General features: G+C 73.8%; 20 protein-coding genes. 10 read left to right on the top strand and 10 right to left on the bottom strand.

Features of this window, described 5'->3' with window-relative positions:
* Both ACFV0Q_RS05515 and ACFV0Q_RS05520 read left to right on the top strand, forming a co-directional pair.
* A partial coding sequence (locus tag ACFV0Q_RS05515) for an adenosylhomocysteinase (protein ID WP_385000816.1) occupies positions 1-366 on the top strand: 366 nt, incomplete at its 5' end.
* Positions 363-1,040, top strand: a complete 678-nt coding sequence (locus ACFV0Q_RS05520; protein ID WP_385000914.1) for a maleylpyruvate isomerase family mycothiol-dependent enzyme — start codon at positions 363-365, stop codon at positions 1,038-1,040. The genes ACFV0Q_RS05515 and ACFV0Q_RS05520, both read left to right, overlap by 4 nt.
* A gap of 47 nt (positions 1,041-1,087) precedes the next feature.
* Here ACFV0Q_RS05520 and ACFV0Q_RS05525 read toward each other — a convergent pair whose 3' ends face one another.
* Entirely contained in the window at positions 1,088-1,831 is a 744-nt protein-coding gene (locus ACFV0Q_RS05525; protein WP_385000819.1) for a PIG-L deacetylase family protein, read from the bottom strand.
* 272 nt (positions 1,832-2,103) lie between these two features.
* Between ACFV0Q_RS05525 and ACFV0Q_RS05530 the strand changes: the two genes are divergently transcribed.
* The 3 genes from ACFV0Q_RS05530 (at position 2,104) to ACFV0Q_RS05540 (ending at position 5,532) form a co-directional block, all read left to right on the top strand.
* Entirely contained in the window at positions 2,104-3,678 is a 1,575-nt protein-coding gene (locus ACFV0Q_RS05530) for a class I tRNA ligase family protein (protein ID WP_385000822.1), read from the top strand.
* A 170-nt stretch (positions 3,679-3,848) separates the two neighbouring features.
* The gene (mshA, locus tag ACFV0Q_RS05535; protein WP_385000917.1) at positions 3,849-5,165 is read left to right on the top strand and encodes a D-inositol-3-phosphate glycosyltransferase; all 1,317 of its coding nucleotides are present in this window, start codon (positions 3,849-3,851) and stop codon (positions 5,163-5,165) included.
* A gap of 241 nt (positions 5,166-5,406) precedes the next feature.
* Complete coding sequence (locus ACFV0Q_RS05540; protein WP_385000825.1) at positions 5,407-5,532, top strand: hypothetical protein; 126 nt, start codon at positions 5,407-5,409, stop codon at positions 5,530-5,532.
* A gap of 171 nt (positions 5,533-5,703) precedes the next feature.
* Here ACFV0Q_RS05540 and ACFV0Q_RS05545 read toward each other — a convergent pair whose 3' ends face one another.
* The 9 genes from ACFV0Q_RS05545 to ACFV0Q_RS05585 all read right to left on the bottom strand — a co-directional run bounded on the left by ACFV0Q_RS05545 (position 5,704) and on the right by ACFV0Q_RS05585 (position 13,531).
* The gene (locus tag ACFV0Q_RS05545) at positions 5,704-6,756 is read right to left on the bottom strand and encodes a LuxR C-terminal-related transcriptional regulator (protein ID WP_385000828.1); all 1,053 of its coding nucleotides are present in this window, start codon (positions 6,754-6,756) and stop codon (positions 5,704-5,706) included.
* 154 nt (positions 6,757-6,910) lie between these two features.
* Positions 6,911-7,342: a Fur family transcriptional regulator gene (locus ACFV0Q_RS05550; protein ID WP_385000831.1), complete on the bottom strand. Its 432-nt coding sequence runs from the start codon at positions 7,340-7,342 to the stop codon at positions 6,911-6,913.
* Between the two features lie 94 nt (positions 7,343-7,436).
* Positions 7,437-8,288, bottom strand: a complete 852-nt coding sequence (locus ACFV0Q_RS05555; RefSeq protein WP_385000834.1) for a class I SAM-dependent methyltransferase — start codon at positions 8,286-8,288, stop codon at positions 7,437-7,439.
* Between the two features lie 221 nt (positions 8,289-8,509).
* The gene (locus ACFV0Q_RS05560; protein WP_385000837.1) at positions 8,510-8,989 is read right to left on the bottom strand and encodes a GNAT family N-acetyltransferase; all 480 of its coding nucleotides are present in this window, start codon (positions 8,987-8,989) and stop codon (positions 8,510-8,512) included.
* Positions 8,990-9,130: 141 nt separating this feature from the next.
* Complete coding sequence (locus tag ACFV0Q_RS05565) at positions 9,131-10,039, bottom strand: M56 family metallopeptidase (RefSeq protein WP_385000840.1); 909 nt, start codon at positions 10,037-10,039, stop codon at positions 9,131-9,133.
* On the bottom strand, positions 10,036-10,428 hold the full coding sequence (locus tag ACFV0Q_RS05570; protein ID WP_385000843.1) for a BlaI/MecI/CopY family transcriptional regulator: 393 nt from the start codon (positions 10,426-10,428) through the stop codon (positions 10,036-10,038). Before ACFV0Q_RS05570 ends, ACFV0Q_RS05565 begins: the two co-directional genes overlap by 4 nt.
* A gap of 161 nt (positions 10,429-10,589) precedes the next feature.
* Complete coding sequence (locus ACFV0Q_RS05575; protein WP_385000846.1) at positions 10,590-10,871, bottom strand: metal-sensitive transcriptional regulator; 282 nt, start codon at positions 10,869-10,871, stop codon at positions 10,590-10,592.
* A gap of 9 nt (positions 10,872-10,880) precedes the next feature.
* Positions 10,881-13,139: a heavy metal translocating P-type ATPase gene (locus tag ACFV0Q_RS05580; protein WP_385000849.1), complete on the bottom strand. Its 2,259-nt coding sequence runs from the start codon at positions 13,137-13,139 to the stop codon at positions 10,881-10,883.
* A gap of 101 nt (positions 13,140-13,240) precedes the next feature.
* Complete coding sequence (locus ACFV0Q_RS05585; RefSeq protein ID WP_385000851.1) at positions 13,241-13,531, bottom strand: heavy-metal-associated domain-containing protein; 291 nt, start codon at positions 13,529-13,531, stop codon at positions 13,241-13,243.
* 186 nt (positions 13,532-13,717) lie between these two features.
* Between ACFV0Q_RS05585 and ACFV0Q_RS05590 the strand changes: the two genes are divergently transcribed.
* The 5 genes from ACFV0Q_RS05590 (at position 13,718) to ACFV0Q_RS05610 (ending at position 21,271) form a co-directional block, all read left to right on the top strand.
* Positions 13,718-14,695, top strand: a complete 978-nt coding sequence (locus ACFV0Q_RS05590) for a hypothetical protein (RefSeq protein ID WP_385000854.1) — start codon at positions 13,718-13,720, stop codon at positions 14,693-14,695.
* Between the two features lie 132 nt (positions 14,696-14,827).
* Positions 14,828-15,115 carry a metal-sensitive transcriptional regulator gene (locus ACFV0Q_RS05595; RefSeq protein ID WP_385000920.1) on the top strand — a complete coding sequence of 96 codons (288 nt, stop codon included), beginning with the start codon at positions 14,828-14,830 and terminating at the stop codon, positions 15,113-15,115.
* A 223-nt stretch (positions 15,116-15,338) separates the two neighbouring features.
* Positions 15,339-19,244, top strand: a complete 3,906-nt coding sequence (locus ACFV0Q_RS05600) for a Pls/PosA family non-ribosomal peptide synthetase (protein WP_385000856.1) — start codon at positions 15,339-15,341, stop codon at positions 19,242-19,244.
* 34 nt (positions 19,245-19,278) lie between these two features.
* Complete coding sequence (locus tag ACFV0Q_RS05605; RefSeq protein ID WP_385000859.1) at positions 19,279-20,667, top strand: M1 family metallopeptidase; 1,389 nt, start codon at positions 19,279-19,281, stop codon at positions 20,665-20,667.
* A 151-nt stretch (positions 20,668-20,818) separates the two neighbouring features.
* Positions 20,819-21,271 carry a hypothetical protein gene (locus ACFV0Q_RS05610; RefSeq protein WP_385000862.1) on the top strand — a complete coding sequence of 151 codons (453 nt, stop codon included), beginning with the start codon at positions 20,819-20,821 and terminating at the stop codon, positions 21,269-21,271.
* The last annotated feature ends 4 nt before the right edge of the window (positions 21,272-21,275 follow it).

The raw sequence follows: 21,275 nt of genomic DNA on the forward strand, positions 1-21,275 counted from the left end.
AAGACCGAGGGCATCGTCAAGGACGAGGTCAAGCCCCAGGTCCACACCTGGAAGTACCCCGACGGCAAGGTCCTCATCGTCCTGTCCGAGGGCCGCCTCCTCAACCTCGGCAACGCGACCGGCCACCCGTCCTTCGTCATGTCGAACTCCTTCGCCGACCAGACCCTGGCCCAGATCGAACTCTTCACCAAGCAGTCGGAGTACCCGACCGACGTCTACGTGCTCCCCAAGCACCTCGACGAGAAGGTCGCCCGCCTCCACCTCGACGCGCTCGGCGTCAAACTCACCACCCTGCGCCCCGAACAGGCCACCTACATCGGCGTCGACGTCGACGGCCCGTACAAGCCCGACCACTACCGCTACTGACCGCCGTGGACAGCGTCGACGGAGCGGTACGCGACCCCTGGCTCCCGGACCTCCTGCTGCGCACCGAACGGGACGCGCTGCTCCCGCTGTTGCACCGCACGCCCGAGGTCTCGTACGGGCTACGCACCGCGTGCCCGGGCTGGACCGTGCGGGACGTCCTGGCGCACTGCGCGGCCGCCCTCGTACGGATCGTGGAGGGGCGGCTGGAGGAGGGGGTCTTCCTGCCCGCCGCCAACGCCGCCGACGTGGCCGAGCGCGCGGACTGGCCGGTCGGCCGGATCGTGGACGAGCTGGAACGCGGGCTCAGCGAGGCGGGCGCGGCCATCGCCGCGGGCGACGGCACGCTGGACGCGGTGGCGCTGGGGGAGTGGATCCACGCGGGCGACGTCCGTGACGCGTGGGGAGAGCCGGGGGCGTACGGCGGCGACGGGCTGGCGCTCGCCCTGCCCCTGCTCCGCACCACCAGCCGCAAGCGGGACACGCCCCGGCTGGTCGCCGGCCTCGACGGCCACGCGGGAGCACTGGTCCTGGGCAACGAGGAGGCCGGGCGTCCCGCCGCCCGGTTCGACGGCGACGCCACGACGCTGATCCGCCTCTACTCGGGCCGTCCGCTGGTCGCGACCCGCTACGAACTGGCGGGCGCGACCGAGCAGGAACTGCTCATCTACCGGTGAGGACCGGGGCGGGCGGACGGGCGGACGGACGGGCGGGCGGGCGGTCCTCAGTCGATCTTCACGACCTGGAAGGCCTCCGCCATCCGCCCCGCGGGCAGCCCGGCCGACCGCGCGTGCTCGCCCAGCCAGTCGCGCAGCAGCCCCGCCAGGTCGTCGAAGTGGGCGGTCTGCGAGGTGTGGATGCGCAGGGCCTCCACCTTGCGGTCGAAGACCGGGGTGACGTCGACGTACTGGTTCGGGGTGGGGCCCGTCATCAGCCACAGCTCCGGCACGATCCACGGTTCCAGCCCCTCCTCCTTGAGGAGCGACGGGTGGGCGAACGGGTTGCGCGCCTCCGGGTAGATCGCCCGGAGCGCGGCGTCGCCCACCGCGCGGTGGTCGGGGTGCAGGTCGGCGATCCGTGCCCAGTTGATCTCGGGGCTCGGGATGACGGCCCGCTGCGGGCGGACCTGACGGATGACCCGGCACAGGTCGCGGCGCAGCTCGACGTTCGATTCGACGTAGCTGTCGGGGTAGCCGAGGAAGCGGACGTCGTCGACGCCGCTGCGCTTGGCGGAATGGACCTGCTCGGCGCGCCGCAGGTCCCCCATGGCCTGGCGCGGGAGTTCCTCGTCGTATCCGCCGGCCCCGCCGTCCGTGACGATGCAGTACGTCACCCGGGTGGTGCCCTGCGCGATCCACCGCATGACCGTCCCGCTCACGCAGAACTCGATGTCGTCCGGGTGCGCGGCCACGACCAGCAGGGATTCGGGGGCGCTGCGGTCTATGCGATCGGTCGCGAAGTGTTCCATGGGAGCAGCCTGTTGGGCGCGGCCGTGGCCCGCAAGGCGGCCCCTTTGGCGTACTCGCGACATGTCACCTCTACGCCACGCACGCCGCCGGCCGGGGCCCTCCTGGCGTGTCCACGCAACGGCGCGAACGCGCAAGCCGATACCAGACCAACCGGTTCGTTTCTCTGTCAGGCTTGTCTGGGCACCCGCTCTCCCCTTTCTTCCCGAGAGCCCGGTCCCCTTCCGTTTCGAGCCTCGCTGCGTACTTCGCACCACAGCGTCAAGGAGGTCCCATGAGCACCCCCGTATGGATCACCGCGACCCCGCCGGCCACCCACGGCGAACTTCACGTCGGCCATCTCGCCGGACCCTACGTCGCGGCGGACGTGCTGTCCCGGTACCTGCGGGCCGAGGGCGAACCCGTCCTGTTCACCACCGGTACCGCCGACCACACCAGCTCCGTCCACGTCCGCGCGCTCCGCGCGGGCCGCAAGCCGGAGGAGGTCGCCGAGGGCTACCGGGCCGCGATCACGGCGGACTGGCTGCGCTCGGGCGTCGAGTTCGACCACATCGTCCGCCCCCGTCAGGACCGGGGCTACGCGCGCTGGCTCGCGGACCTCTTCCGGCAGCTCCACGCGGACGGCGTCATCGCCGCCCGCACCCGCCTGACGCCCTACTGCGAACCCTGCGGGCGGTTTCTCCACGGCGCGCACGTCACCGGCTCCTGCCCGCACTGCGGCGCCGTCAGCGACGGCGGCATGTGCCACGAGTGCGCCCGCCCCAACGACGGTGGCGACCTGTTGGGGGCCCGGTGCGTCCAGTGCGGCTCCCAGGCCGTGCCCCGGCGCTGCCGCCGCCTGTACGTCCCGCTGGAGCCGCACCGGGAGGCGCTCGCCGAGTACTGGGCCGCCATCGGCCTGCCGCCGCGGCTGGCCGCGCTGTGCGAATCGCTCGTCGAGGACGGCCTGCCGGACATCGCCGTGGCCCACCCCGCCGAGTGGGGGCTGCCCGTGCCCGTCGACGGTTTCCCCGACCACCGGATCGACGGCTGCTTCGAGGCCGCCGCGATGCACCTCTTCGGCCACGGCGACAGCCCGCTGCCCGAACGGGCCATCCACTTCTGCGGCTTCGGCCACGCCTTCTGCCACGCCGTCCTGCTGCCGGTCCTGCTGTTCGCCCGGGGCCTGAAGATGCCGCAGCACTTCTGCGTCAACGAGGCGTACGTCATCGAGGACGGGGCCCTGGTCTGGGGCTCCGGACAGAAGGCCTGGGCGCTGGACCTGATCACCGAGTACGGGTCGGACACGCTGCGCCGGCACGTCCTGCAGGCCCGTCCGCTGGGCCGGCGTACCGCCTTCCGCCCTGACCGGCTCGCCACCGCCCGCCGGGAGCTGGACGAGAGCTGGAACAACTGGCTGTCCCGGCTGTTCGCCGCCGTCCGCGAGGAGTGCGCCGGGCTGGTCCCGGCCGCCCTGCCCGGCGGCACCGGCTGGGAGGTGCTGGAGCGGCGGCTGCTGCGCGGGGTGGAGGACCTGCGGGAGGCGTACTCGCCCGAGGCCTTCGACCCGCGCAGGGCGATGGCCCTGCTCGACGAGATGGTGCGTTCGGTGTCCGACTTCGGCCACGTCAACGCGCACGAGGCCCACCGCCCCACCGCCGACGGCCGCCACCTGCCCGTCCTGGCCGCACAGTTGGCGGTCGCCCGCGCGCTCGGCGCCTGGGCGCGGCCGGTGATGCCGGAGGGCGCGGACCGGCTGGCCGCGGCGCTCAAGACCGCACCCGGCGGGCCCGTTCGCGCCGAGGCCCTCGCCCCGCCCGCGCCCGGCACCCGGCTGGCCCCGCCCTCGGGACCGGTGTTCGGCTTCTGACCCGGGGCCCGCCCGCCCGCAGGCCTCCCCCCGCACCCCCCATGTACGACCGCACGACTGCACGACGACAGACAACCTCCTTCGCCGCGTGACCGCGCGTCGGTCACCCGGCGCCGCGGGGCGCACGTGGCCCCTTTCCCCAGGAGCTCCCCGTGTCCCTGCGCGTCGCCATGCTCAGCGTCCACACCTCGCCGCTGCACCAGCCCGGTACCGGGGACGCGGGCGGCATGAACGTCTACATGGTCCAGCTCTCCCGGGCACTGGCCGAACAGGGCGTGGAGGTCGACCTGTTCACCCGCTGCCGGGGCGAGGCCCGCCCGCTCCACGAGGTGCCGGCCCCCGGTGTCAGAGTGCGCCACCTGGAGGCCGGTCCGCGCCGGGCCCTGGCCAAGGAGGACATGCCCGCCCTGGTGGTGCCGTTCTCGCTGGCGCTGCTCAAGGAGGACCGGCGCTACGACCTGGTCCACTCGCACTACTGGCTCTCCGGGCAGGCCGGGCGCATCGCCGCCGCCGGCTGGCGGATCCCGCTCGTGCACACCGCCCACACCCTGGCCCGGGTCAAGAACGCGGCCCTCGCGGACGGCGACGCCCCCGAGCCGGAGCTGCGGATCCGCGGCGAGCACCAGGTGGTCGGCTCCGCCGACCGGCTGATCGCCAACACCGGTGACGAGGCACGGGCGTTGCGGGAGCTGTACGGGGCCGAGGGCCGGCGTACGGAGATCGTCCGGCCGGGCGTCGACCTGGGCACCTTCGGACCCGGCGGGGGGCGGGCGGCGGCGCGGGCCCGGCTCGGGCTGCCGGCGGACGCGTTCGTCCCCCTGTACGCGGGACGCATCCAGCCGCTCAAGGGCCCGGACGTGATGGTCCGCGCGATGGCCGAACTGCTGCGGGAGGTCCCGGCGTTGCGGCGGCGGACGATCGTCCCGGTGGTGGGCGGGAACTCGGGGGCGGGGCCGCGCGGCGAGGCCTGGGAACTGGCGTGCGAGCTGGGGGTGTCGGACGTGCTGCGGCACTTCCCGCCGGTGCCGCAGGCGGAGCTGGCCGAGTGGTACCGGGCGGCGGACGTGCTGATGGTGCCCTCGCGCAGCGAGTCGTTCGGGCTGGTCGCGCTGGAGGCGCAGGCGTGCGGGACCCCGGTGCTGGCCTCGGCCGTCGGCGGGCTGCCGACCGCCGTGCGGGACCGGGTGACGGGCATGCTCGTACGCGGCAACGACCCGGTGGAGTACGCCCGCCGGCTGCGCTGGTTCGCCGAACACCCGCGGGAGGCGGCCCTGATGGGGCTGGCCGCGGTGCGGCACGCCCGGACCATGAGCTGGCGGGCCGCGGCCGCCCGGACCCTGGAGGTGTACCGGGACGTGCTGCGGGAGGAGCGGCCGGGCGCGCAGGCGAGTGAGGCAGGAGCGGCGGCACGCTCCTGCCTCGCCGGCGCCTCTCTCCTGGAGGGCCGAGAAGGCCGGAAGCCCAGCCTAACAGCTCTTTTGGGCTGACCAAAGGTACGCAAGCGTAACGTCTGTATGAACTCGCCTCGGAATGTGCTGCATTGGGGCACGTCCGTCTCTCCGGCATGTCCTCGACCGCCCGGCCGTACGGACTTCAGATCCGCCTCAGATGCGCTACAGGAAAGTGGCCCGGCCGGGGACTCCGTAGGAGAATGGAGATGTCTTCGACGGAATACCGGCGGCACGGATCCGTGGAGACGGAATCCGCAATCCAATTCCTGGAGGAATCATGTCCGTCGCGCTCGCCACCGGAATGCACGGGAACGCCTGTCAGACCGTCCCCGGCTGTCCGCTCCGCACCGTGGGCGTCGCCGCCCCCTCGTCGTTCCGGTCGAACGGGAACGGCTGGGACTGACCGTCCGGCCCGCCCAGCGGCAAAGCCTCGTGAATGCCCCCGGGCAGCCGCGGGGCTTTCCGCGTTACGGGGGCGCTCCGGGATATCGGGTCCGGAGTATTGCGGCGGTATTTCGAGGCGGGCCCGGCGCGTTCCGGGCCCATTCCCTGCGTATTCCCGGCGTATTCCGGGTCAGTCCAGCCAGCCGAGCCGCTGGGCGCGCACCCCGGCTTCGAAACGGCTCGACGCCCCCATTTCCTGCATCAGTTCCGACAGCATGCGGCTCACCGTCCGCAGGGACACTCCGAGGTTCCGGGCCACTTTCTCGTCCTTCATGCCCGAGGCGAGCATTTTCAGGGCGGCCCGCTGCTGTTCGGACAGTCCGTCACCGCCGAGTTCCGGCGCGACGTCGTCGCCGTACGGGGTGGCCGCGTGCCAGCAGTGCTCGTACAGCGCCAGGTAGGAGCGGACCAGGGCGGGCCCGCGGGCGAGGATCGCCCCGGCCGCCCGGTCGTCCGGGTGGACGGGCAGCACCGCGAACTGCTGGTCCGCGATGATCATGTTCATCGGGACGGCCGGCGACAGCCGGATCTCCACGCCGGCCTCGACCCGGCGGCGCAGCATCTCCACCGCCTCCGGCGAGGTGGTGATCCGCTGGTGGTAGATGGCGCGGATGCGCACCCCGTTGTCGATCTGGCGGCGGTCGCGGCTGAGCACCCGGTCCGCGACCTCCCGTACCAGGGCCGTCACGTGCATCGACGTCAGATCGTGGCGGATGACGTCCGTGATGTCCTCCAGCACCTGCTGGATCCGCCCGTAGTCGTCGAGGATCTCCACCTCGACCTCGGAACCGCTCAGCGAACCGGGCCGCAGGAACCTTCCCGCCAGGGTCTCCAGCGCGCTGTACGTCCGGTCGGACTCGTCCAGGTGCTCGCGCAGCCGCTCGCGTTCGCGCTGCAGCATCCGCAGCAGGGCGATCTCCGGGTCCACGGCGGCGACCGCGTCGGGGCCCGGCTCCCAGGCGCCCGACTGGAGGTCGGCGCGGGTGGCGTGGGTGGTTCCCGTCGGCACGATCAGTCCGAGGGCGGCCAGTTCGGCCCGCCACTGCTCGGATTCCTCGGGGTCCAGCCCCAGATCCCGGAAGACGTCGTTGAGGTTCGACACCCCGCGCAGGCGCAGCTCCTGATAGAGGGCCAGCACCCTGTCGGCCGACTGGATGCCGTCCCTGCCATCGCCCGTTGCCATCGCGAAGCGACCCCCTCATCTTACGAATCGACAGTCACACTTTGGCACATGCCTACGCGAGAGCCCTCGCCCCCTCGTTTCGGATGTGACCGGCGTCACGTACCGCCCGGGGGCGTGCTCTTCCGCTTCCGGCGGGCCGGAGGGGCGTCGTGGTCTACTCCTGTGACGCGCTCAGGCAGTCGGGGCACAGGCCCTTGAAGATGATCTCGGCGCCCTCGCCCATCCGCCACGCGCGCAGCGCCGCGCCGACCGGCTCCGGCACCTCGGCCACGACGTTCTCCACGCGGCCGCAGCGCACGCAGAGCGCGTGCTGGTGCGGCGGGCCGGCGATCTCGAAGACGGCGGGCAGTCCGGGGCGGTCGAACTTCGTCGCCAGGCCGGTCTCCAGGAAGTGGCGCAGCATCTCGTACACGGCCTGGCTGGTCAGGGTCCCGAGCCGCTCGCGGGCGGCGGCCGTGATGGACTCGACGTCCATGTGGCCGCCCGCCGCCAGGACTTGCAGCACTTCGAGGCGCGGCCCCGTGACGCGCAGCCCCACGTCGCGGAGGCGCTGGATCACCGCCTCGCGGCCGGTCGACTCCGCCACGACAGCCCCCACTCCGCCACCACCCGCTATTGGTCCGCTCAAACCTTTGTGGGCATCGTACCTCTTGCCCGTCCGGCGGGAGCGGGTGCCGCGGTCAGCCGTCGGCGCGGCAGACGAGCAGGACGCTCTCGGTCCGCTCGTCGACGCGGTGGCGCCGCCGGCGCTCCACCCGCAGCCCGGCCGCGCGGAGCTCGGTGTCGAGGCGCTCCGGGTCGACGATCCACTTGTGCGTGGTCCGGACCACCCGCTCGGTGCTCAGTTTGCCGGTGCGGACGCAGTGGTAGGCGATCCGCTCGCTCATGTCGTCCGGATCGAATACCTGCCGGGCCACGGCCCACTCCTCCACCCCGTCGAACCGGGGCACCTGGAACGCCCGGGTGCGCACGGGCTCCTCGGCCAGGCCCCCGAGCCGGTGCGCGGTGAAGTCGAGGGCGAGCACGCCGCCCGGCTCCAGGTGGGCGGCGATCTCGCGCAGCAGCCCGGGACGGGCGTGGGGAGGCACGGCGGTGATCATCGTCCCGGCCAGCAGGGCCAGCCGGTACGTGTCCCGCAGCCGCAGGTCCGCCAGATCGGCGCGGGTGGTCACCAGGAGCCGCGACACCTGCGGCCCGATCCGCCGGCCCCAGGCCCGGAGCCGCTCCAGGGACGCGGCGTCCCGGTCCACGGCCTCCACGGGGAAGCCCTGGCGGGCGAACGGCACGGCCAGGCGCCCGGCGCCGCAGCCCAGGTCCAGGACCGGGCCGCCGCAGCGCCGCGCGAGGCGCAGGTAGTCCACGATGTCCGCGCTGTGCGGGCCCAGCAGCGCGTCGTGCAGCCAGCCCGCGTCCTCGTCGGCCGGGGCGGTGGACTCCATTCCGGGCAGGAAGTCCACGGGAGCCGGGACCGGCGCGAGCGCGGTGGGCACGACCGGCATGAGGGACAGGGATGTGCCGCTCGGTGTGTGCATCGCTCCTCCAGGGGCTCGCTCGGTCCGGCCGTCGGGGCGGGGGCTCCCGTGCCGCCGGGGACCGCGCGCCGCTGGTCAAATCCTGTCCCGTGACGGGGTACTTGGGCCAGCGCGAGGGGCTGCGTGAACACGCGATGGCGTGGATCTGCCAGGGTCCGGTCCGCGCGGGAGGGGCGGCGCGGAGCGGCGGTGGGGGAGTGGCGGGGCCGGGCGGGCGGCCGTCAGAGCGTGCGGCCGAGCCGGACCGGGGTGAGCTGGGTGAAGCCGTGGTGGGTGAAGAACGGCAGGTCCGGGGCCCCTTCGGCGGGCAGGCCGATCCCCTGGGACGTCGCCCCGTGCGCCCGCATCCGGTCGGTGGCCGCCTCCAGCAGCGCCGTGCCGATGCCCTCGCGGCGGCGGGCCGGAGCCGTGCACAGGGCGTAGACCTCGCCCTGGGAGGCGACGGGCACGCCGCCCGAGACCGCCCCCAGGAGGGAGCCCTTCGCGTCGGCCGCCACCAGCCAGCCCAGCCAGCCGGGAGCCCCGCCGGGAATTTCTATTTCCGCCCTAATGCGGGGCAGCGAGCAATGGTCCGACACCAGCCGGCCGGCGCGGATTTCACCGAGGATGCCGCCGTAGGCGCCGCGAATCGCTTCGGCCAGGAGCCGGGAAATCGCCGTCGCGTCACCGGGCGCTGCCGTCCGCACGTCAGCCAGCAGCATTCGTTCCGCACCTCTCGCCGTACCGGTCCTGAGCCCGCACGCGCCCAGAATAGCGGGCAATTCGAGTGGTCGGGGGCGAGGCTAAATCTACGAATTAGCTTAGTAAATAGCCGGGTTGGTGATCCTGGCTATCACCGGGCCTCAGGAGGTCCAACAACAGGCGGCGATCGCCGGGATGATCGCGGACATCGCCCCGGCCACCGCGAACAGCCCGCGCAGCACCGGATGCCCCGCACGCTGCGGGCTCAGGATGCGCCGCATGCGCACCGCCGCCGACGGGCCGCCCGCCGCGAAGGCCTTGCGCGGCGCGTGCCCCGCCGCCAGCGCGTACAGCGCCGTCGCCAGCGCGTCGCGCGAACAGCCGCGCAGCGCCCGGTCGTCGGCCGCCATCTCCAGCAGCAGCGGTACCGTCTGCCCGCCGATCCGGGCCAGCGGCACCCTGCGGAACACCGCCGAGTACGCCCCGGCCGCGGCGACCAGGAGGTGGTGTCGGCCGCCGATGTGGGCCCGCTCGTGGGCGAGCGCGGCGGCCAGCTCCGCTTCCGTCAGTACGTCCACGGCCCCCGACGAGACCACGACCCGGCGCGAACGCCCCGGCAGGCAGTACACCGCAGGGCGCGCGTCCTCCAGTACGGTCGCGCCCAGCCCCGCGTCGTACCGGCCGACCAGCCGCAGCAGTTCGGCGTGCCGGGAACGCGCCCGCCGCGCCCGCACGAGCTCCCGTACGAACACGGTGCCCGGCACCGCCAGGACCGCGAACGCCGCCGCCGCGGCGAGGGCCTCGCGCGCCGTCGCGTCCGCGAGCCGCGCCGGGGAGGGCGGATCCAGGGTCAGGGCCGCGTCGATCAGCCGGTGGCTGGTCTCCGCCGGGAGCAGCATCTGCGCCGGAACGATCGCGGAGGCCAGCGCGAACACCGCGCCGCACATGATCCACACGGCCAGGCCCAGACGCGGCACCTGCTGCGCCCAGCGGGCGCGGACCAGCATCCAGGGAATGAACAGCCCGGTGATCAGGGCCAGTCCGAGGGGCGGCAGGACGTGGTGGTTCACCGGTCGCGCTCCGGGGCGTCCGGGCGGCCGGGACGGGCGGCCCGCAGGGCCTCGTCCAGGGCCTCCACGTCCTCGTGGGACATGCGCTCCACGAACCGCAGCAGGGCGGCCCTGCGGTCCTGGCTGTCGCCCAGCGCGTCCTGCATCAGCGCCGCGGTGTACTCCTCGCGGCTGCGCACCGCCTCGTACATCCAGGCCCGGCCGGACTTCTCACGGCTCAGCCAGCCCTTGCGGTACAGGATGTCGGCCACGGTCATCACGGTGGTGTAGGCGACCGTGCGGCGCCGGTTTATGTCGTCGACGATCTCGCGGACGGAGACGGGCCGTTCCCACAGCCACACCCGGTCCATGATCTCGGCCTCCAGCTCTCCCAGCCGGCGTACGCGCATCCCTGCGGCCCTCCCCCTCGCGAGCGGCTCATCGTACGGGCCGCCCCCTCCGCGAGGGCATACCCCCGCCCCGTACGGAGCCCCGGGCGGGCGCCGGAACGCCGACCGCCCCTCCACGAAGTCCCGCGTGTGGAGGGGCGGTCGAACCGGCGGCGGCCGGGCTACGTGCGGATCAGCCGGGCGATGGCCAGCGTGGCCTCGCCGACCTTGGCCTTCGCCGCGTCCCCGCCCTCGGCGATGGCCTCGGTGACACAGCAGGTGAGGTGGTCGTCGAGCAGGGTTACGGCACACGACTGGAGGTCGGCGCCGAGCGCGGACACCCGGGTGAGCACGTCGAGGCAGTGGACGTCCTCGGCGACCATCCGCTGCACGTCGCGGACCTGGGCCTCGATCCGCCGCAGGCTCCTGAGGACGTCTTCCTTGTGTTCTGCGTAACCGGCCACGGGGGCTCCTCAGTTGGCGGCGGCCCGGAAGCCGCGCAGGCGCAGGCTGTTGCCGACGACGAAGACCGAGGAGAAGGCCATGGCCGCTCCGGCGATCATCGGGTTGAGCAGTCCGGCCGCGGCGAGCGGCAGGGCGGCCACGTTGTAGGCGAAGGCCCAGAACAGGTTCGAGCGGATGGTGCCGAGCGTCTTGCGGGCGAGCCGGATGGCGTCCGCCGCGGCCCGCAGGTCCCCGCGGACCAGGGTCAGGTCGCCGGCCTCGATCGCGGCGTCGGTGCCGGTGCCCATCGCCAGGCCCAGGTCGGCCTGGGCGAGCGCGGCCGCGTCGTTGACCCCGTCGCCGACCATCGCGACGCTGCGGCCCTCGGCCTGCAGCCGCTTGACGACGTCGACCTTGTCCTGCGGCATGACCTCGGCGATGACCTCGTCGATGCCCACCTCGGCCGCGACGGACTCGGCGACGGCCTTGTTGTCACCGGTCAGCAGGATCGGGGTGAGACCGAGGGCGCGCAGCCGCCGGATCGCCTCGGCGCTGGTGTCCTTGACCGCGTCCGCGACCTCCAGGACGGCCCGCGCCTCCCCGTCCCAGGCCACCGCGATGGCGGTGCGCCCGGCGGCCTCGGCCCCGGCCTTGGCGCGCTCCAGGTGCGGGGGCAGTTCCATCGCCCACTCGGCCAGGAGCTTCTCGCGGCCCACGAGGACCGCGTGTCCGTCGACGACGCCCTGGACGCCGAGGCCCGGGATGTTGGCGAAGTCCTCGGGGGTGGGCAGGGTGCCGACCCGGGCGGCCGCGCCGGTCGCGACGGCCTGGGCGATGGGGTGCTCGGAGGCGTGCTCCAGGGCGCCCGCGAGGCGCAGTACGTCGGCCTCGTCCACGCCCTCGGCGGTGTGCGTGCGCAGCAGCGTCATCCGGCCGGTGGTGACGGTCCCGGTCTTGTCCAGGACGATGGTGTCGACCTTGCGCGTGGTCTCCAGGATCTCCGGCCCCTTGATCAGGATGCCGAGCTGGGCGCCGCGGCCGGTGCCGACCATGAGGGCGGTCGGCGTGGCCAGACCCAGCGCGCAGGGGCAGGCGATGATCAGTACGGCGACGGCGGCGGTGAAGGAGGCCGCGAGACCGGAGCCGGTGCCGAGCCAGAAGCCCAGGGTGGCCAGCGCGAGGCCGATGACGACCGGGACGAACACGGCGGAGATCTTGTCGGCGAGGCGCTGCGCCGCGGCCTTGCCGTTCTGCGCGTCCTCCACCATCTTGGCCATCCGGGCCAGCTGGGTGTCGGCGCCGACCCGGGTGGCCTCGACGACGAGGCGCCCGCCCGCGTTGAGGGTGGCTCCGGTGACGGAGTCCCCGACGGAGACCTCGACCGGCACGGACTCGCCGGTGAGCATCGAGGCGTCCACGGCGGAGGAGCCCTCGACGACGGTGCCGTCGGTGGCGATCTTCTCGCCGGGGCGCACCAGGAAGCGGTCGCCGGTCTGCAGGTCGGCCGTGGGCACGGTCACCTCGCGGCCGCCGCGCAGCACGGTGACCTCCTTGGCGCCCAGTTCCAGCAGCGCCTTGAGGGCGGCTCCGGCCTTGCGCTTGGAGCGGGCCTCGAAGTAGCGGCCGGCCAGGATGAAGGCGGTGACCCCGGCCGCGGCCTCCAGGTAGATGTTCCCGGCGCCGTCGGTGCGGGCGATGGTGAACTCGAAGGCGTGGGTCATGCCGGGCGTGCCGGCCGTGCCGAAGAACAGCGCCCACAGCGACCACAGGAACGCGGCGGTCGTGCCCACCGAGATCAGCGTGTCCATGGTGGCCGCGCCGTGCCGGGCGTTGGTCCAGGCGGCGCGGTGGAAGGGCCAGGCCGCGTACGTGACGACGGGCGCGGCCAGGGTCAGCGAGAGCCACTGCCAGTAGTCGATCTGGAGGGCCGGGACCATCGCCATCGCGATGACCGGCACGGCCAGCGCCACGGCGGCGACGAGCCGCTGGCGCAGCGGGCGCAGTTCGTCCTGCTCTTCGGCTTCGGCGCCGTCGCCCGGGGCGCCCTCGGCGCGCGGCGGGGCCGGCTCCTTGGCGGTGTAGCCGGTGGCCTCGACGGTGGCGATCAGTTCGGCGACCGAGACGTCGGGGTCGAAGGTGACCCGGGCCTTCTCGGTGGCGTAGTTGACGGTGGCCTCGACACCGTCCATGCGGTTGAGCTTCTTCTCGATGCGGGCGGCGCAGGAGGCACAGGTCATGCCGCCGATGGCGAGCTCGACCTGGGCGGCGCCGGGAGTGATGGTGGTCATGAGGGCTGCTCCTCGTTCGAGCGCGGGGTGGGTGCCGGGTGCCGGGGCCCGGTGGACGGTCGGGGCCCCGGCGGCCGGATCGGCCGGAGCCGGGCGGTGTGTCAGGCCCGGCCGGTCAGCTCGTAGCCGGCGTCGTCGATGGCGGCGCCGATCGCGATGTCGTCGGGGGCGCCGGCGGTGGTGACGGTGACCAGGCCGCCGTCGACGTCCACGTCGACGGAGAGGACCCCGTCGAGCGCGCCGACGGAGGTGGTGATGGCGGTCCTGCAGTGGCCGCAGCTCATGCCGGACACGCGGTAGGCGGTGGCGGTGCTGTCGACGACGGCCGTGGCGGTCGTGGCCTCACCGGCGTTCGTGCCGCAGCTGCCGTCGGGGGTGCAGCAGGAAGACATGCGTTTCTCCTTGATCGGGGCCGTGATCCGTGCAGATACCCACCGGGGGTATCCGGGCTGATCTCAGGTATACCCCCCAGTGGTATCCGACGCAAGCTCCGTTCCGGCTTGACTTGGTACCCCCCGGGGGTATGGTGAGCTCATGGAACCGCTGGATGCGGCAGTACGTCGTACGGGAGGGCAGGCATGAACACCGGAGTGAGGATCGCCGTTTTCGCCGCTGCGCTGGCAGCGACGTTCGGGACCGCGTACGGGGTGGGCGTGGGCGTGGGCCCCGTGGGCGCGCCGGCCGGACCGGAGCACGGGGAGCACGCGGCGAAGACGCCGGGCGCCGCGGCCGCCGACGGGCACGCGCAGCACGGCGAGGCCGCCCAGGCCCCGGCGGCCGGGGGCCTGCAGGTCTCCGAGGGCGGCTACACGCTGAGCCTGCAGTCCCCGCGGCTCGCGTCGGGCCAGGGCGAGCTGAAGTTCTCGGTCAAGGACTCCGCGGGCCGGGCCGTCACCGCCTTCAAGGCCGAGCACGGCAAGGAACTGCACTTCATCGTCGCCTCGCGCGACCTCACCGTCTACCGCCACCTCCACCCGGTGCGCGCCGCGGACGGCACGTGGTCGACGCCGGTCGACCTGCCCGCGGCGGGCGGGTACAAGGCCTTCGCCGACTTCACCCCCGCCGCCGAAGGCGCCAAGGGCGTCACCCTCGGCGCGGACCTGTCGGTGCCCGGCGCGTACCAGCCCGCCCCGCTGCCCCCGGCCGCGGGGACCGCCGACGTGGACGGCTACCGGGTCGCCCTGAACGGCGCCCTCGAACCGGGCAGGGCGGGCGAGCTCAAGCTCACCGTCAGCAAGGACGGCAAGCCGGTCACGAACCTGGAGCCCTACCTCGGCGCGTACGGCCACCTGGTCGCCCTGCGCGACGGGGACCTGGCCTACCTGCACGTCCACCCCAACGAGGGCGGCCCCGGCCCGGACGTCTCCTTCACCGCCACCGCGCCGAGCGCCGGCACCTACCGGCTCTTCCTGGACTTCCAGCACGAGGGCACGGTCCGTACGGCGGCCTTCACCGTCACCGCGGGCGGCGCGGCCGCTCCCGCCGAAACTCCCGGCCGGGCCCCCGCGTCCCCCGCCGCCCCGCCCGCGTCCGAGGCGGACGGGCACTCCCACTGACCGGCCCGGGCCCCGCCCGCCCGCCCCGGGGCGGGGGGCGCCCGCGCCGGATCCGCCACCGGCGGAACAGAACGCCGCCGGTCGTCGTTGAATGCATACCCCCCAGGGGTAAAGGACCGACGGAGGGAAGGGATCGCCGTGCAGGGGTACAACGGACACAAGGACGACGTCCTCAAGCGGCTGCGCCGCATCGAAGGCCAGGTCCGCGGCCTCCAGCGGATGGTCGAGGAGGACACGTACTGCATCGACGTGCTCACCCAGGTCAGCGCCACCACCAAGGCCCTGCAGTCCTTCGGGCTGGCCCTGCTCGAAGACCATTTGCACTCCTGTGTCGCGGACGCCATCGCCGAGGGCGGCGACACCGCCCGCGACAAGGTCGAGGAAGCCTCCCGGGCCGTGTCCCGCATGGTCCGCGCCTGATTCCGGACCCCGCCCCGGGGGGCCCGCCCCGGCCCCCCGGACCCCTCGTTCCGCCCCCTCGCGGGCACCTCGTTTCCCGGCCACGCGGCAGTCTTCAACGAGAAAATCCTTGATGCCGCACTAGACTGGCGGGTTGTTTGGCGCTGGCACCGGAACAACCTGGGCAGACCCGGGCTCCGCCGGCGCGACCCGGGAGGTATCCGGGGACGAGACGCGAGGGTCCATGGCAGTCACACCTGAGCACGGTGAAGTCACGCTGCTCGACGACGGGGACACGTACGAGGAGACCGGCAAGTCCGCCCTGTTCTCCGCCGGGCCCGCGGCCCCGACGCGCACCCTCGTCGACGTCTTCGAGGCGTCCGTACGGGCCCACCCCGACGAGCTCGCCCTCGACGACGGCACCGAGCAGCTGACCTACCGGGCGCTCGCCACCGAGGTCGAGCGACGGCGCCGGGCCCTCGCGGCCGCCGGCGTCGGACTCGGCGACCGGGTCGGCGTACGCGTCCCCTCCGGCACCAACGAGCTGTACACGGGCATCCTCGCCGTCCTCGCCGCGGGCGCCGCCTACGTCCCCGTCGACGCCGAGGACCCCGACGAGCGCGCCGAGCTCGTCTTCGGCGAAGCCGGCGTACGGGCGGTCCTCGGCGCCGCGGGGGCCATCGAGGTCACCGGCCCCGCGGACCCCGCCGTCCGCGCCGCCCGCCCCGGCCCCGGACACGACGCCTGGATCATCTTCACCTCCGGCTCCACCGGCAAGCCCAAGGGCGTCGCCGTCAGCCACCGCAGCGCCGCCGCCTTCGTCGACGCCGAGGCCGCCCTGTTCCTCGCCGAGGAGCCCATCGCCCCCGGCGACCGCGTCATGGCCGGCCTCTCCGTCGCCTTCGACGCCTCCTGCGAGGAGATGTGGCTCGCCTGGCGCTACGGCGCCTGCCTGGTGCCCGTGCCCCGCTCCCAGGTCCGCAGCGGCGCCGACCTCGGCCCCTGGCTGGTGGAGCAGGAGATCACCGTCGTCTCCACGGTGCCGACGCTGGCCGCGCTCTGGGAGCCCGAGGCCCTCAACGAGGTCCGGCTGCTGATCTTCGGCGGCGAGGCCTGCCCGCCCGAGCTGACCCAGCGCCTGGTCACCGAGGGACGCGAGGTCTGGAACACGTACGGACCCACCGAGGCCACCGTCGTCGCCTGCGCCTCCCTCCTGACCGGCGAGGAACCGATCCGCATCGGCCTCCCGCTGGCCGGCTGGGAACTGGCCGTCGTCGACGAGTCCGGCGCCCCCGTCCCGATGGGCGGCAGCGGCCAGCTCGTCATCGGCGGCGTCGGCCTCGCCCGCTACCTCGACCCCGAGAAGGACGCCGAGAAGTACGCGCCGCTTGCCTCCCTCGGCTGGGAGCGCGCCTACCGCAGCGGCGACCTCGTCCGCGCCGAACCCGAGGGGCTGGTCTTCCTCGGCCGCGGCGACGAACAGATCAAGCTCGGCGGCCGCCGCATCGAGCTCGGCGAAGTCGACTCGGCCCTCCAGGCCCTGCCCGGCGTCGCCGGCGCGGCCGCCGCCGTACGCACCGCGCGCAGCGGCAACCAGCTCCTCGTCGGCTACCTCGTCACCCAGGACGGCTGGGACCACGCCGCGGCCGTCGAACGGCTGCGCGCCGAACTGCCCGCGGCCCTCGTACCGCTGCTCGCACCCGTCGACGAGCTCCCCACCCGCACCTCCGGCAAGGTCGACCGCGACGCCCTGCCCTGGCCGCTGCCCGGACTGGTCACCACCGGCCCCACCGAACAGCTCTACGGCACCGAGGCCTGGCTCGCCGAGCAGTGGAGCGAGATCCTCGGCGTGGCCGTCACCGGCGCCGCCGACGACTTCTTCGCGATCGGCGGCAGCAGCCTCGCCGCCGCCCAGCTCACCACCCGCCTGCGCACCCGCTACCCCAGCGCCGCCGTACTCGACATCTACCAGCAGCCGACCCTGCGCAAGCTGGCCCGCCGCCTGGAGAAGTCCGTACAGGACGACGGCGCCGCCCGCACCGTCGCACCCGTCCCGCTCCGCTCCCAGCTGACGCAGTCCCTGCTGCTGCTCCCGCTGTTCACCCTCGTCGGCCTGCGCTGGACGGTCGCCCTGCTGGCCCTCGGCAACGTCCTGCACCTGTTCGGCGCCTACCCGTGGGCGCCCACCGCCTCCTGGTGGCTCGTCGCCGCCGGCGCGGCCCTGCTCTACAGCCCGCCCGGCCGCCTCGCCCTCTCCGCCGGCGGCGCCCGCCTGCTGCTGCGCGGGGTGAAGCCCGGCCGCTACCCGCGCGGCGGCAGCGTGCACCTGCGGCTGTGGACCGCGGAACGCCTCGCCGAGTACGCCGGCGCCACCTCCCTGACCGGCTCCTGGCTGGAGCGCTACGCCCGGGCCCTCGGCGCCAAGATCGGCCCCGAGGTCGACCTGCACTCCCTGCCCCCCGTCACCGGCATGCTCAAGCTGGGGCGCGGCTGCGCCGTCGAATCCGAAGTGGACCTCTCCGGGCACTGGCTGGACGGGGACCGCCTCGTGATCGGCCCCGTCAAGGTCGGCGCGGGCGCCGTGGTCGGCACCCGCAGCCTGCTCTTCCCCGGCGCCCGCGTCGGCAAGCGCGCCGAGGTCGCCCCCGGCTCCGCCGTCGCCGGTCACGTCCCGACCGGCCAGCGCTGGGCCGGAGCCCCCGCCGTGAAACTCGGCAAGGCCAAGCGGAACTGGCCCAGGGAACGCCCGCCGCGCCCCCTGCGCTGGCGCGCCGTGTACGGGGCCGCCGGCTTCGGCCTTACCTCCCTGCCCGTCGTCGCCGCCCTGCCCGCCCTGCTCGTGGTGAGCCGGTTCGTACCCGCCGACGCCCCTCTCGCCGAGGCCCTGCGCGGGGCGCTGCTCGCCGTGGTGCCCGCCGCGCTCGCCTTCGGGTTCGCGTACGCGCTGCTCCTGCTGGTCTCCGTACGGCTGCTCAGCCTCGGCCTGCGCACCGGTCTGCACCCCACGCACAGCCGCGTCGGCTGGCAGGCCTGGACCGTCACCCAGCTGATGGACCTGGCCCGCGAAACGCTCTTCCCGCTGTACGCCGGGCTGATCACCCCGGTGTGGCTGCGGCTGCTCGGCATGAAGATCGGCCGGGGCGCCGAGGTGTCCACCGTGCTCGCCCTGCCGAGCCTCACCACCGTCGGCGAAGGCGCCTTCCTCGCCGACGACACCCTGACGGCCCCGTACGAGCTGGGCGGCGGCTGGATGCGCATCGGCCACTCCGAGATCGGCCGGCGCGCCTTCCTCGGCAACTCCGGCATGACCGCGCCCGGCCGCACCGTGCCCGACGACGGGCTGGTCGGCGTCCTGTCCGCCACCCCCAAGAAGGCCAAGAAGGGCAGCTCGTACCTGGGCCTGCCGCCGGTCCGCCTGCCGCGGTCCGCCGCCGACTCCGACCAGAGCCGTACGTATGACCCGCCCGCGCACCTGCTGTGGGCGCGGGGCCTGGTCGAGCTGTGCCGCCTCGTGCCGGTGTTCTGCTCGGCCGCGCTGGCCGTGCTGACCGCCGCGGCGTTCTGTGCGCTGATCACCTCCAGCGGCCTGGACCGGTGGGGGACCGCCCTGCTCTCCGGCGTGGTCCTGATCGCCGCCGGGACGGCCGCCTGCGTCGTCTCCGTCGCCGCGAAGTGGCTGCTGGTGGGGCGGCACCGGACCGGCGAGCACCCGCTGTGGAGCGGCTTCGTGTGGCGCAACGAACTGGCCGACACCTTCGTCGAGGTCCTGGCCGTGCCGTGGCTGGCCGGATCCGTACCCGGCACGCCGCTGATGGCGCTGTGGCTGCGCGCACTCGGCGCCCGGATCGGGCGGGGTGTGTGGTGCGAGAGCTACTGGCTGCCCGAGACCGATCTGGTCACCCTGGGCAGCGGGGTCAGCGTGAACCGCGGCTGCGTCCTGCAGACCCACCTCTTCCACGACCGGATCTTGAGGACGGATACTGTGGTCCTCCACGAGGGCGCCACCCTGGGCCCGGGCGGCATCGTCCTGCCCGGGAGCACGGTCGGAGCCCGCAGCACACTGGGTCCCGCCTCTCTCGTGATGGCCGGGGAATCCGTCCCCGCCGACACCCGATGGCTGGGCAATCCGATCGAGGCGTGGCGGTCCTGAACGGCCGGGCACAGCGCAGGGAGCAGAAACGGCCATGAACGGCAGCGGCCAGAAGACAGCGGCGGCATCGGACCCGTACTTTCCGGCCAACGGCGACCCCCGTTACCGTGTGCACCGGTACGAACTCGCTCTGGATTACCGTCCCGGCCCCAACCGGCTGGCCGGGACGGCCCGGCTCAACGCCATCGCCGGCCGGGCACCGCTCGCGGAGTTCGCCCTGAACCTCGCCGAGTTCAGGGTCGGCCGCGTCCTGGTCGACGGCCGGGCCCCGCACTACGCCCACCGGGGCGGCAAGCTCCGCATACGGCCCGCCAAGCCGCTGCCCGCCGGCGCCGCCTTCACCGTCGAGGTGCACTGGGCGGGCAATCCCAAGCCGGTGCGCAGCCCCTGGGGCGGCCTCGGCTGGGAGGAACTCACCGACGGCGCGCTCGTCGCCAGCCAGCCCGTCGGCGCGCCCTCCTGGTACCCGTGCAACGACCGGCCCGCCGACAAGGCCTCGTACCACATCTCGGTCAACACGCCCTCCGCGTACACCGTGGTGGCCGGCGGCCGCCTGCTCACCCGTACCACCAAGGCCAGCACCACCACCTGGGTCTACGAGCAGCCCGCACCCACCTCCAGCTACCTCGTCGGCCTGTCCATCGGCATGTACCAGACGGTGCTGCTCGGCGACCCCGGCCTCGGCGGCGTCCCGCAGAGCGCCCACGTACCGGCGCACCTGCTGCCCCGGTTCTCCCGCGACTTCGCCCGGCAGCCCGCCATGATGCGGCTCTTCGAGGACCTCTTCGGGCCCTACCCGTTCGGCGAGTACGCGGTGGTCGTGGCCGACGAGGAACTCGACGTCCCGGTGGAGGCCCAGGGCCTCTCGCTCTTCGGCGCCAACCACGTCGACGGCGTACGGGGTTCCGAACGCCTCATCGCGCACGAACTCGCCCACCAGTGGTTCGGCAACAGCGTGACCATCGCCGACTGGCGGCACATCTGGCTCAACGAGGGCTTCGCGAAGTACGCCGAGTGGCTCTGGTCGGAGCGCTCGGGCGGCCGCACCGCCCACGACCTGGCCGCCACCGCCCACCGGCTGCTGGCCTCCCAGCCCCAGGACCTGCGGCTGGGCGACCCGGGCCGCAAGCTGATGTTCGACGACCGCCTCTACCAGCGCGGCGGCCTCACCGTGCACGCCCTGCGCTGCGCGCTGGGCGACGGCGCCTTCTTCCGCATGCTGCGCGACTGGGCCACCGCCCACCGCCACGGCGTCGTCACCACGGCCGCCTTCACCGCCCACGCGGCCCGCTACGCCGCCGACCCCCTGGACGGCCTCTTCACGGCCTGGCTCCACACCCCGTCCCTCCCCCCGCTCCCGGCGCCCCCCGCCACCCCGGCCCGCCCCGAGTACCCCCCGCACAACGGCCGCGCCTCGGCCTGAGGCCGCCCGTCAGGAGCCGCCGCCCGCCCCGGCCCGCGCGAGGACGCGCGGGCCCGGAGTGCCGATGGGAGCACGCCGTGCCAGGCTGAAAACGGGGGTACTCCGCCGGTCTCGGCGTGCCGGACCGGCTTCGCACGGTATGGAGGCCCACATGGCCAGCGACGCCAGCAGACCCCGCACCAGCCACGAGCACGTGCAGCCCCACCACGCGCCCACGTCCGGCAGAACCGACGTGGCGGCAGCCCTGATGATCTTCGGTGGCGTGATGGCGCTCTTCGAGGGGATCTCGGCCCTCGCCACGGACAACCTGTTCCTCGCGACGCGCCACTACGTGTTCGAGTTCAGCCTGACGGGCTGGGGCTGGGTGCACCTCATCCTGGGCATCGCCCTCATCCTGGCCGGCGTCGCCGTGATCCGCGGAGCCCTGTGGGCGCGCTTCTTCGGCGTCACCGTCGCCGGGCTGGGAGCCATCGCCAACTTCCTGTGGCTGCCGTACTACCCCTTCTGGGCCCTGGTGCTGATCGCCATCAACATCCTCGTCGTCTGGGCCCTGTGCACGGGCATGCACCGGGAGGCCGACGCGGGCCGGACGGCCGCCGCCTAGGCAC

The organism is Streptomyces sp. NPDC059564, from assembly GCF_042735575.1.
GTDB lineage: Bacteria > Actinomycetota > Actinomycetes > Streptomycetales > Streptomycetaceae > Streptomyces.